Consider the following 12,603-nt stretch of genomic DNA (forward strand, 5'->3'; position numbering starts at 1 on the left):
TTAAAAGGAGAGAGACTTATGGGATTCGAAGCGGAGTTCACCTCGATCTGCAAATTCAAAAACGAACAAGAGCTTTATGAGATTTTGGAATACGGACGCGGCAAGTTACGCAAAGACGGATTTCGGATTTTTCCTACCGGGCAAAAAGCGATCGCGTACACGCCGGACAATCAAGCAGTCGCGATTGTGTTGGTTACAGCCTCGATCGCGGAGATCAATTTTCAAGGCCAAGAAATCACGCAGGTCGAACTTGATCTGATCCGTAAATTGACGGACGAAGAATCGCGGGTACTCACGGCTTTGGCGCATGAGATGTATTTCGGAGAACAGGAATCGAAACAAGACTAATGTTCTAACAGATACGCTTTTAACCTCCCCTCAAGGTAAACAGTGAAAAAAGACCTCATGTGCAAAATGAGATCGACACTGGAGACCGGAGGGGTTTTTTATAGAAGGAGGTGAATAGCATGTTAAGGGTGCTTTTAATTATTGGGGTTGCCGTATTGAGTGTTTGCGGCGGTCTGCTGTTTTTGAGTTTGTTCGTTACACTTTTGTTGACTACGGGGAGAGGTTTTATTGTTTTTCATGGGCCGCCAAAGTGGCAAACGATCCTGTTTATGCTTTTAACTCTTCTGCCGTTTATTGCCGCTGTATACTTTCTGAACCGGAAAAATGACCATGTACTAATCAATGCAATCCTTTTGCCGTTCATTTCATCATTCATTCTTGGTTTTATTTGGGAAGTTTCATGAATTAAACACTAGTAAAGGTGTACAAGTACAGGAGCGCATTACTTTCTGGAATTATTGTATCGGAGTTACGTGACGTTTTTTGCTGGAGAACCAAATTTTAAAACTGTCAAACCTATACACGCGTATTCATACATATATGTATGCTTGTGCCGTCTCGCAAAATTGCGCATAATAGATTTAGAGACATGTATTTGCACGCACATGTATGCTTGTTCTATCATCAATAGTTGCCGCATCAGATTCAAATGAACCCATATGCTGCATCGTTACGTTTTTCATGGAGCGAGTTGGCCTTGAGCGGCATCGTTTATGGCTGTGACCCATGCTGGAGCCCGGACAGAAGATGTTCCAGTTTTCTCGGTCGTGATCTCATCGGTCAACTCGAACTCACTATCATAGACTGTTGTTGGTACAGTCACCTTTACCAAGAAAGGCGGTACAATCGTGGAATCGAACGACAAAATCCCTTATGTACTCACAGGAAAAAGCTATACCGCTGTCGCGGTCAACGCGGCAGCCAAAGCAGGCGAATGGATAAGAAGCAGACAGGGAACGCACGGTCAATTGTCCACGAAAACATCCGGACAGGACCTGGTCACCGAGATTGACAAAGGCGCCGAGCAGATGATCCGCCGTTTGATCCTGACCCATTTTCCCGATCATGGCATTTTGGGCGAAGAAAGCGTCGAACCGGGCGAAGAAGCTTCGATTCGCGCTTTGTCCGAAGTTCGCGACGAAGAATATCTGTGGATTATTGACCCGATCGACGGAACGACCAATTTCGTACACGGTTTCCCGTTCTATTCGGTCTCGATCGCGCTGGCCCATAACGGCGAAGTGATTCTGGGCGTGATCTACGATCCGTCGCGGGACGAGATGTTCGTAGCGGAAAAAGGCAAAGGCGCTTATGTTCACGGCGTTCGCATGGCGGTATCGAAGGAAGAACGTTTGGCCGAAGGTTTGATCGCGGTAGGCTTCCCGGCCGATCCGGTCGTGAAACTTCCGATCAATCTCCGAGGCATCGAAGCGCTTGCCCCTCGTGCGCGCAGCTTGCGTGCCGGCGGATCGGCAGCACTGCATCTTGCACATGTAGCCGCGGGTCGATTGAGCGGTTACTGGGAAGCGGGCCTGAATGCGTGGGATATCGCGGCGGGCGCTTTGCTGGTTGCCGAATCCGGCGGCCGCGTCAGCGATACGGTCGGAGAGACTTACCATCTTGGCGTACGCAATATCGTGGCGACGAACGGCACCCTGCATGCCGAATTGTTGACCGTGCTGAAGGAAGCCGACGCTACAGGAGTCTAAAAGGAGGAATCGCCATGAGCGATACGCAAGACCGTAGACCCGGAATGGAAAAGTTGGAAGAAGAGCTGAGCGAGTTGTTGACGGAAGGCGAACTGAAAGACGAAGATCGCGAGCGCAAGCAGCGTGAGCAGATTTCGCCGAGGTACGAGATCCGGATTCAGACGTCGCTTGATCCGATCGTGGAAGAAACTCGTCTTTACCGTCAGATGGCCGAAGAGATCGATGACCGTTATGACGATTATTTGAAAAAAACACGTCTGGACTCGCAGGAAATCGAGCCGGACGAAGCGAAGTAAACGACGAAGATAGACAAGCTGGCCGCCGTATTCGGAAGTGCGTTCCGATGCGACGGCAGTTTTTTGATTATACGGCTGCACGCTCGCAGACCGGATGTCGCCCCTATTCGAAGCGGTCCGGGAGGACCAGAAGGAGACAACAATGACAACGACGACATGGAAAAAAAGCTGGAAGGTGCTCGCTTCCGCGGCACTGATTCTTCCGGCATTCGGGCTGGCGGACATTCGCGACACGTTCGCGGCGGGAGAGACTTACAAGATCGTCACGTTCGGCGATTCGTTGACAGCGGGTTACGAGCCGGAAAAAGCGGCAGCCGATTATTACGGTTTCGTGCCGCGCCTGGCGGAACAAGGACGTTTTCACGGACGTACCGAAGTGGATAACTACGGAATTTCCGGCTTGAACTCTTTCGGGCTGGAACATTATATCGAGGCGGTCCGCGCCGGAGCCAATACGACGGCCGACGGCATTCAAGCCGGACTGCGCGATCCGAACGCCGCCGTATTCGCTTCCAGCGTCGCAGCCGTGCGCGCCGACGTGGCGGAAGCCGACGTCATCACGATCACGATCGGCGGCAACGATCTGCTGCCGTTGATTACCGGCAGTCTGCCTACGGCAGAAGAACTGACGCCGCAGGTCGAAGCGCTGCTTCAAACGTACGCGGCCAATCTGGGCGAAGTACTGACCGATTTGCGCGAAATCAATCCGAACGCGCGGATCGTGGTCGCTGACCAATACCAGCCCGTACCGGCGATCGCAGCCAAAACGCTATACGCGACGCTTAACCAGGCGGCAACGGCGTACACGACGACTTTGAACGGCGTGGTAACGGCACAAAACGCCGCAGGTGGCCATGTCGAAGCGGTCAATGTCGCTCCGCTGTTCGTCGGGCGCGAGATGCAAATGACCCATATCGCCCGTCAGGATATCCACCCGAACCAGGTCGGTTACGAAGCACTGGCCAAAGTCTTTTCCGAAAAGATTTGGGGAGAATACCGTACGTTGAGCAAAACCCCGGCCTCGACCACGGTAGCCGTCGTCGTCTCGGGCAAAGAACTGAACACCAATTTCAAGCCGATCCTGAAAAACGGAACGACCTTCGTCGTGCTGCGGGATATTACCGACGCTTTGGGCGCCAACCTCAAATGGGATAACAAAACGTCTACGGCCAGCATCGACTTCGGCGGCCGCAATGTCGCGATTCCGGTCGGCAAAAAATCGATTACCGTAAACGGAACCGGCACGGCGATCAAAATCCCGGCGTTCACCGAGAAAGTGAACGGCGTCTCGAAAACTTACGTTCCGCTGGCCGTTTTGGCGGACGGACTCGGCTTCGATGTGCAATACACGTCCCGCCTGCGTACGGTTTTCGTGAATCCTTGATTTGAAGTGAGACTTTCTTTTCGCAAACCAACCCGAACAGAAACGGATTTTTCCGTTTCTGTTTTTTTATGCTTTCCCAAAACGGATAAGCCGAAGCAGAATCACAACCCGGCAAAAATTCGTCAACCTTCCTTGTTGTCGAATCGTTTTTTTCCTTTGTCGAAAGGGTAATGAACAGGTAGTTATGAATGTGTTGCAAGACAGTGTTCATCATCTTTCGATTAATTTCGATTAAGGGGAAATTTAGCGTGGAACAAAAGCGGAGAAAAAAACTCAACGATTTGGTGTCGCAAACCGGCATCTACCATTCTCTGCTTGCCAACCATCCGGACGGAATCGTTGTACTGGATGAAGTTGGGGCAATCGTCGATTCAAATCCGGCTGTTCAGGCCATTACCGGATATACGCCGTATGAGCTGGCCGATATGGCTCGCGTCGCGAACGGTGTTCCGGACGGAGCGTTCGGGGAGCTTCGGGCTTTGTTTATCGAGGCGTCCGAAGGACGGACGACCACGATCGAGTTCGGAATGCGGCACAAACAGGGAGCGGAACTGCAACTTCATTTGGAGTTCGTTCCGTTGATCCACGAAGCGGAGCAGTTGGGCCTTTACGTGGTATGTCGCGACAAAACGGAACGCAAGCTGGCCGAACGTCGTCTCCAGGAAAGCGAAGAGCGCTATAAATCTTTGTTCGATTACAATCCTTCCGGCGTATACTCGCTCAGTTTGGAAGGCGTCTATATGTCCTGCAACGATAGTATGGCTACGCTGCTGGGCTGCCGCAGAGAAGACTTGATCGGCATCTCTTACCGCAGCGCGATCGAAGACGAGAATCTGGAGCGCACCAATCGGCATTTCGCAGAGGCTTGCCGGGGGATTCCCCAAAATTACGAAGCTTCGATTATCCGCAAAGACGGACAGCCGGCGGATTTGAATATTATCAACGTACCGATCGTCGTAGAGAACCAGGTGGTCGGTGTTTACGGCATTGCCAGCGATATTACCGAGCTTAAGCGGTACGTTCGCCGAATCGAGCAGCTCGGGTACGAGTATACGTTGATTCTGAACGCCGTTTCGGAAGGTATTTTCGGCATCGGCAAAGACGGTCGTACCATGTTCGCCAACCCGCCTGCTTTGCGTCTGCTCGGTTATGAGCAAAACGAATTTATCGGCAGCGATAACCACGGATTGTTGTCCCATTCGCGCAGCGCAGGAATCCCGTATTCGGTAGACGAGTGCCCGATCTGCGCGACCGTTCGAGACGGCGTATCCCGATCGGTGAGCGAAGGCGTGTTATGGAGAAAAGACGGATCGAGCTTTTTGGTCGAGTATACGGTCAATCCGATCATCGACAAAGGCGAGGTGCAGGGAACCGTCGTCGTTTTCCGCGATATCACGAACGAACGGGAAATCTTGCGTCAAAAAGAGCTGGCGGAACAAGCGGCTTCGGCAAAATCCGAGTTTCTCGCGATGATGAGCCACGAAATCCGCACCCCGATGAACGGCGTGCTCGGCATGACCGATCTGTTGCTTGATACCGATCTGAACGAACAGCAGCGCGAATTCGTCGAGATCGTCAGCAATAGCGGCCATTCGTTGATGCGCATTCTGAACGACGTGCTCGACTTCAGCAAGATCGATGCCGGAAGCCTCGTGCTGGAGCCGGAAAGTTTCCTGCTTGCTCCGCTGGTCAGCGGTACGACCGATTTATTTTCGTCCCATGCGGCGGAACAGGGAATCGACCTGCGTTGGAATATCGAATCCGATGTGCCGGAGCAGATCGTAACCGATCCGGTACGATTGCGGCAGGTGCTTACGAATCTGATCGGAAATGCGATCAAATTCACGGAAAAAGGAACAGTTACCGTCTCGGTAAAAGTCATTCCGGAGTCCGGCGAATACGATCCGGTACTGGAATTCCGCGTCGAAGATACGGGTGTCGGCATCGCGGCGGAAAAGCTGGACCGGTTATTTTTGTCTTTCTCTCAGCTTCATCCGGAATTGAACCGCAAATACGGCGGAACCGGTCTGGGACTGTCCATTTGCAAAAGGCTGGTCGAGCTGATGGGCGGCACTATACGGGTAGACAGCCGCGAAAACGAAGGTTCCATTTTCCGATTCACGCTGCCGTGCACCGATTTCTCCAAGTCTTTGCAAACTTACGAGATTCGCTCGGATGCCGATCTGATCGCGAGCGATTCCAAACTTCCTGTCACCGAACAATTGGGCTCGCTTCGTATCCTGATCGCCGAAGACCATCCCGTTAATCGCCGTCTGCTGCAAGAACTGTTACTGAAGCTCGGATATACCGCCGACACGGCGGAGAACGGAATCGAAGCTTACGAACTGATCTCCAAAAACCGATACGATCTCGTCTTTATGGACGTGCAAATGCCCGAGATGGACGGCTTGACCGCGGCCCGCTTGATCCGTCAGATGCTGCCCGCAGAACAGGTTCCGTACCTGGTCGCGGTCACCGCGTTCGTCAAGCCGGGCTTCGAACAGGAATGCCGCAGCAGCGGCATGCAGGAATATATCGCCAAACCGATCTCTGAAGCCGATATCCGCCGCGTTCTGCTCGACCCCGACAGTCGGTTGCGCGATTTTTTGGAAGGTCGAAAAACAGCGATCTGAACAGGTTCGTATGTACCGCGACTGCGTATAAACGAACGTAATCTCGCAGTCTTAGAAGAGAAGCACGACCCTTGTCATTATCCCCGAAAGGCAGCACGCAGAAAAAGGCGGAAGATTATTTCTTCCGCCTTTTCGGCGCGCGCCGCCAGCCGTACACTTGCACGTGCACGAACGCTTTGCTGATCATAAAGCTGAACATATACAAAAAGACCAGCAGTATCACCAGCGGCCGCAGCACGATCGAAGCGACCACCCAAAACGTGATCAACTGCCAGCGCTTGAACCGACGCAAAAACACCGGGAGCGTAAAAATGCGGTAAAACCAGTAGTTTTTTTGCAGCGCCTCCATGTATTCGGTCCGCGTCTGCTCGTCGTCCGGATCGAGCCGGATCGCCTGTTCCATCATCGTTTTCGCTTGCTTCGCGTCGCCACGCCGATCCGCCGCCCAACCGAGGTACAGAAACGTTTGCGGATTTTCGACGTCTTTGCGCAGCGCGATTTCCCCGTTTTCGATCGATGCTTCAAACTGACGCAGATTCGCCAAAACATAGCTGTACAACGCATAATAAAGACCGTTTTCCGGATCGATGTTCAGCGCCTGCTCGATGCTTTGCCGGGCCCGATCGAATTTGCCGTTTTTGTTGTGCATATTGGCGAGCAGGTAATGGATATGCGCGCGATAAGGATTCAGACGCAGTCCCGCGTTGGCGGCTTCTTCCATCTGCGCCCATTTTCCGGTGCCGTAGTACACGACCGCGCGCAAAAACCAAGCGTCTCCGTCGTTCGGATCGAGCCGCAGCGCTTGCGCCGTGCATTCCAACGCTTTCTCGCTGTCGTTCAGATTGATATAGGCCAACGCCAACGCCCGGTAAGGCTGCGGCGTCTCCGGTTCTTCGCGCAGCCATTCGCCGGCTTCGGCCAGAGCTTCTTTGTTGCGGTCCCAATCCAACAAGCGTTGGAAGCGTTCGGCCCGAAGGCCGGGAGGAACCGGGCCGTTGCTTTGTTCGTCCATCCCTTGACCTCCCCGACTTTTTGCGTTTACCGGATTTTATGCTTTTTGATATAATCGAGCACTTGCGCGTATTCGCCGTTCGTGTCGCTGAACGTGGCGTAATTGCGCGCGGTCGCGAACCAGTCGAGCGTGGACGCTTGCCGGTTTTTGAGTGCGCGCCGGAAATCGGTATCCGCCAACGGTTGGATCTCGCCCGTTTCCATTGCCCGTTCGAGCGCCATCTCGGTCGCGTCGCGCACGATCTGGTCGAGATCGGCACCGGAAAACAGCGGCGTGCTTTCGGCCAGCTTGCGCACGTTGACGCCGTCGATCGGTTTGTCGGCCAGCTTCATGTCGAGGATCGTCTGGCGTTCTTCTTCTTCCGGCGGCGTCACGAACAGCAGATTGTTAAAACGTCCCGGACGTCGCAGCGCGGAATCGAGATACCACGGCGTGTTCGTCGCTCCGATAATAAACACGTTCTCGTTAAAACTCGCCAATCCATCCAGCTCGATCAGCAGTTGGTTGACCAACATGCGGTCATGGTGCTGACGCATGCCGTGGCGGCTGCCACCCAGCGCGTCCAACTCGTCGATAAACAGCACGCAAGGCGCTTCGGCTCGGGCCGTCTCGAAAATGCTATGCAAATTGTTTTCGCTGCCCCCGATGTACATCGACAAAATCGCCTGAAGCTCCAGATGCAAAAACGTCGCGTCAATCTCCCCGGCCACGGCGCGCGCGAGAAACGTTTTGCCGCATCCCGGCGGACCGTAGAGCAGCAGCGAACCGCCCGCCTGACGGCCGTAAGCCGCGAACAGCTCGGGTTGTTTGAGCGGCAAAATAAAGTTCATGCGGATTTTCTTTTTGATCTCTTCCAGACCGCCCACGTCCGCGAAAGTAATCGTCGGTTTTTCGCTTTCGATCAGATCCTCGGCGTTTTTATCGAATTGAATGACTTTGAGATTTTTCCGGCGAAGCTCTTTGTCGTCGTCCATAGGATCTCCTTTCCGCGTGCCGTTTTCTTTTATCATAACCGATCCGGAGGGACTTCCACCAGAATCGCGCGGTTCCGTAACTTTTGCCCCGCCGACGCGTTTAAGGAGAAACGAATCTGCTACCCCTTTGGGCAAGCAGATTCGTGACCCCGCGCCAAGCGAATTTTAAGGAGAAACGAATCTGCTACCCTTTTGGGCAAGCAGATTCGTGAAACCGCGTTAAGCGATATTTTCACACAGATCGGAGAGATTGAGAACTTATGCGAAAAAAGAAAACCGCGTTACTGTTGAGTTTGGGGTTTGTTTTGGCATTCGAAGAAACGGTGTTCGGATTCGGATCGTTTGTCCTGTTCCCGCCCCGCGTACAGGCGAGCGCTGCAACCGGCATACCGGAATTTCAAAACGAATCGGGTGATTTCACAGTGATGAAGGTGCTGCAATCCTCGGAATCATCCACGCGACCGAAGCAGCCGACGGAACAAACGGGCACGGAAGATACGCTTGTCACGCTTCCGCTGGAACTGGACATCGACAACCGTAACCCGTTGAAGGCCATGCGAGACGTCGAAGCCAGTGTGCTGCCGGGCGGTATGCCGAACGGCATTTCCTTCGTCGGCGAAGCGGTCTTGGTCGACGTGCCGAGCAGGGAAACCGGCCGATACGGGCTTCAATTCACCATAGAGCGGGAATGTTACGAACAGATTTTGACCGGAGAAACGGAAGCGATCGTGCGCATGAGTTGGGGACATGGCTTGCATCGGGATCTTGATCTGGCGGAGTTGTTGCGGGAAAACGGGTTGGAATAGACGCAGGGAAGTTGATTGCTTGCGCATATAGCGAAGCGCTATAACCATTACCTGCATAAATCCAGTTATTTCGAGCAAGAAGATCGACTCCGAACAAAATAACAACAAATATCCAGTTATTTCGTCCCTATCCGCTATTTTGAGCCTTGTTTGCCTGAAATACCTGTATATTTGCAGGTATTTCAGCAGTTCGCTCAATGGGGCCGAAAATAAGTGGATATTTGCAGGTATAGGCAGACAGGCTGCTTTCCGATCCGCTTTTCATCGCGTTCAAATCGATCCATACGAAAAAGCGACGGACTTTACGCAAAGTCCATCGCTTTTTTCGTTTGCTTTTTCGTTTGTTTATTCGATTCCGCCGATTCGTACTCAGAGAGCACGCGCTCCAGGCGGAGGCCAACCTCTAAGCAAGATACAATCCATTGCGAGTCGTTACGAGCGCATGTCTTTCAAAGCTTCGTCCGCCGCTGTCAGCGTCCGGTCGATATCCGCGTCTGTATGTGCCGTCGTCAGGAACCAAGCCTCGTATTTCGAAGGCGCCAGGCAGACGCCGCGATTCAGCATGCCGCGGAAAAACGCGGCGAATGCTTCGCCGTCGGTATCCTGAGCCTGATCGTAGTTGGTCACCGGATGATCGCAGAAATGCGTCGAGAACGAACCGCGAATGCGATTGATTGTCAGGGGAACGCCGTGACGCTTCGCCGATTCGGCAATGCCGTCGGTGAGAGTGATCGCGAGGCGGTTCATCTCGTCGTAGACGCCTTCGCCCTGAAGCACTTCGAGACAAGCGATGCCCGCGGAGACGGAGATCGGGTTGCCCGCCATCGTGCCCGCTTGATAAGCGGGACCGAGCGGAGCGACCTGCTCCATGATATGTTTGCGGCCGCCGTAAGCGCCGATTGGCAGGCCGCCGCCGAGGATTTTGCCCAGCGCGGTCAAGTCGGGCGTAATGGCGTCGTGATTGTCCAACTCGGCAAAAGTCTGCGCCGAACCGTAATGGAAGCGGAACGCCGTGATGACTTCGTCGTAGATGACGAGCGCGCCGTGTTCGTGCGTCAGCTTGCATAGTCCTTCAAGGAAGCCTTTTTCCGGCATGACCATCCCGAAGTTGCCGACGATCGGCTCGACCATAACCGCCGCGATCTGGCCTTCCCAGTGGTTCAAAGCTTGTTCCAACGCTTCCAGATCGTTAAACGGCACGGTAATGACTTCCTGCGCGATGCTGGCCGGTACGCCTGCGCTATCCGGCGTGCCGAGCGTGGAAGGACCGGAGCCTGCGGCAACCAGTACCAAGTCGGAGTGTCCGTGGTAGCAACCTGCGAACTTGATGATCTTCGAGCGATCCGTATAGGCGCGTGCGACGCGGATCGTCGACATGACCGCCTCGGTGCCGGAGTTAACGAAGCGAACCTTGTCCATCGACGGAATCGCGGTTTTCAGCATTTTGGCAAGCTGGATTTCCAGCTCGGTCGGCGTTCCGTACAGCGTGCCGTTTTGTGCGGCGCGCACGATCGCTTCGGTAATATGCGGATGCGCATGGCCGGTAATGATCGGGCCGTACGCTGCCAGATAATCGATGTATTCATGGCCGTCGACGTCCCAGAAGTGGGAGCCTTGTCCTTTTTTCATGAAGACGGGAGCGCCGCCGCCGACCGCTTTGAACGAGCGGGAAGGGCTGTTGACGCCGCCGACGATATGTTCAAGCGCTTCGGCGTAGAGTTTTTCGGAATTTGGACGATTCATGGTTCACGTTCCTTTCAGGGTGTGTATGGATGCGGCGGGGTGCCGATTCACGTTAAAGAGCGCCCTTTTCGAAAGGCGCTCAGATGTCGAGAAAGTTGCGTAGGCGGGGGAAGCGAGAAGACTGCGAGAGAAATTGCCAGCATACGCTTCCGAAGTGCATTTCTTCGAAATGCTTCAAAAGACGCTGTCTCACTCGGAAAATGGATGGGATTTGAATAAGGAGTTTTCCGAGTTCAAAGGCGTCTTGACCTGAATTTCTCTCTCCGTCTTCTCGCTTCCAGCTACGTTGGACTTTTCGACACCTAAGTGCTTTTTCGAAAGGCGTTCTTTAAGCGTAACGAATTTTGCATCCCGCGTATAGGGAGGATTTGGTTAAGTTTTAGTGACAGCTTGCACAGTCGGATTACTGCGGGTCGCCGGTATCGGTTCCCGAGGCTTCGGTTTTGGTGCCGGAAGGAGCCGGGATGGAAGAGATCGGCGCTTTTTCCAGATCCGAAGGCGCCGTGCCGTCTTCTTGGTCCGTTGCGGGAGTCGTGCCGTCCGCCGGAACTTCGGATTCGTCGTTGGCGCCGCTCAGCGTATCTTGAATAAATTCTTTGAGTTTGTCTTCGCTGCTGACGGTCAATACCGCCGCGCCGCCGATCGTTTCTTCGCGCAGCAGGTTGTTCGGAGGGATTTGCTCGCTGCCGCCCATTTTGCTGTCATACGCTACCGTGGCGAGCTTCCACATATCGCTGACGCTCATGTTGGTGTCGATATAAGGGCTGACCTGCTCCAGAATGTTCGGCAGGTTCATGATCGAGGTGCTTGATTTCAATTTGTCCGCGATCGCTTGCAGGAACTCCCGCTGGCGTCCGGTGCGGCTGAAGTCGGACAATTTATCGTGACGGAAACGGACGTATTGCAGCGCCGTCGTACCGTCCAGATGCTGCTGGCCTTCTTTGAGATCGATATCGTACAGATGCTGATCAGCCGCGCTCAAGTATTTCATATCTTTTTCCACATAAAAATCGACGCCGCCGACGGCATCAACCAGCTTGATAAAGCCTTGGAAGTCCGTATAGACATAATACTGAATCGGAATGCCGAGCAGATCGGAGACGGCCTGCATGGCGGTGTTCGGCCCGTGGGTGATCGCCGTGTTGATACGCTGTCTGCCGTGGTCCGGAATATCCGTGTAGGTGTCGCGCATGATGGAGAAGAGGTGAATCGTTTTTGCAGTCGGGTCGATTGAAGCTACGATCATAGAGTCGGAGCGGGGAATCTCGCCTTCTTCGACGCCGCGCGCATCCACGCCCATCAGCAGGATGTTAACGGCTTCGCTGCCTTCCCATTTCGGAGGTTCCGGAACGGTCGTCGTCTCCGTAACCGGAATATTGCGGAACGGAGAGCTTTCGCCGACCTTTTGCAGACCGGAGACTTGATTGTAAAGGCTGGTAAAATAGAAAACCGCATAGCCGATCGCCGCCGCCAAAATAAGGCACAGCGTCCAGATCAGGGTCTTTTTTTGACTTTTCGTCATTGCTTTTCTTCCTTTCGTTCTGGAGGGAATACGCATCAAACACATTGCCTTCGCGATATCCCTACATTATAATTTTTTTCGGAGCGGCAGGCAATTCACCATTTTTCGTTTGCTTTTCTGGTGTATGGTTAAAGGTGTCGTGGAATGCGTCATGCGCGGTCTGAAGGGGAAAAGAT

The 12,603-nt window shown here is 53.6% G+C and carries 11 protein-coding genes; 7 read left to right on the forward strand and 4 right to left on the reverse strand.

The genetic code is table 11. From position 1 onward, the window contains the following. Positions 1-18: 18 nt before the first annotated feature. From WKI47_RS06015 to WKI47_RS06040, 6 genes are all read left to right on the forward strand, one after another. Positions 19-348: a hypothetical protein gene (locus tag WKI47_RS06015; protein WP_340226267.1), complete on the forward strand. Its 330-nt coding sequence runs from the start codon at positions 19-21 to the stop codon at positions 346-348. Between the two features lie 119 nt (positions 349-467). After that, positions 468-752: a hypothetical protein gene (locus WKI47_RS06020; RefSeq protein ID WP_340226268.1), complete on the forward strand. Its 285-nt coding sequence runs from the start codon at positions 468-470 to the stop codon at positions 750-752. A gap of 444 nt (positions 753-1,196) precedes the next feature. Beyond that, a complete protein-coding gene (locus WKI47_RS06025; RefSeq protein ID WP_340226269.1) occupies positions 1,197-2,057 on the forward strand; it encodes an inositol monophosphatase family protein in 861 nt (286 codons plus the stop codon). Positions 2,058-2,071: 14 nt separating this feature from the next. Further along, on the forward strand, positions 2,072-2,353 hold the full coding sequence (locus WKI47_RS06030) for a hypothetical protein (protein ID WP_340226270.1): 282 nt from the start codon (positions 2,072-2,074) through the stop codon (positions 2,351-2,353). 142 nt (positions 2,354-2,495) lie between these two features. Next, positions 2,496-3,737 (forward strand): stalk domain-containing protein, encoded by a 1,242-nt coding sequence (locus tag WKI47_RS06035; protein ID WP_340226271.1) that lies wholly within the window; start codon positions 2,496-2,498, stop codon positions 3,735-3,737. Positions 3,738-3,985: 248 nt separating this feature from the next. Further along, positions 3,986-6,370, forward strand: a complete 2,385-nt coding sequence (locus WKI47_RS06040) for a PAS domain S-box protein (RefSeq protein WP_340226272.1) — start codon at positions 3,986-3,988, stop codon at positions 6,368-6,370. 115 nt (positions 6,371-6,485) lie between these two features. Here WKI47_RS06040 and WKI47_RS06045 read toward each other — a convergent pair whose 3' ends face one another. Then, positions 6,486-7,382 (reverse strand): tetratricopeptide repeat protein, encoded by an 897-nt coding sequence (locus tag WKI47_RS06045; protein ID WP_340226273.1) that lies wholly within the window; start codon positions 7,380-7,382, stop codon positions 6,486-6,488. Positions 7,383-7,408: 26 nt separating this feature from the next. Beyond that, positions 7,409-8,356, reverse strand: a complete 948-nt coding sequence (locus tag WKI47_RS06050; RefSeq protein WP_340226274.1) for an ATP-binding protein — start codon at positions 8,354-8,356, stop codon at positions 7,409-7,411. A gap of 260 nt (positions 8,357-8,616) precedes the next feature. On the opposite strand from WKI47_RS06050, the gene WKI47_RS06055 reads away from it, so the two are divergent. Beyond that, the gene (locus tag WKI47_RS06055; RefSeq protein WP_340226275.1) at positions 8,617-9,162 is read left to right on the forward strand and encodes a hypothetical protein; all 546 of its coding nucleotides are present in this window, start codon (positions 8,617-8,619) and stop codon (positions 9,160-9,162) included. A 432-nt stretch (positions 9,163-9,594) separates the two neighbouring features. Here WKI47_RS06055 and WKI47_RS06060 read toward each other — a convergent pair whose 3' ends face one another. Further along, positions 9,595-10,905, reverse strand: coding sequence for a glutamate-1-semialdehyde 2,1-aminomutase (locus WKI47_RS06060; protein WP_340226276.1), 1,311 nt, complete (start codon positions 10,903-10,905; stop codon positions 9,595-9,597). 403 nt (positions 10,906-11,308) lie between these two features. Further along, positions 11,309-12,427 carry an LCP family protein gene (locus tag WKI47_RS06065; protein WP_340226277.1) on the reverse strand — a complete coding sequence of 373 codons (1,119 nt, stop codon included), beginning with the start codon at positions 12,425-12,427 and terminating at the stop codon, positions 11,309-11,311. Positions 12,428-12,603: the final 176 nt, after the last annotated feature.

Origin of the sequence: Saccharibacillus sacchari (assembly GCF_037722395.1) — a bacterium.
GTDB classification, from domain to species: Bacteria; Bacillota; Bacilli; order Paenibacillales; family Paenibacillaceae; genus Saccharibacillus; species Saccharibacillus sacchari_A.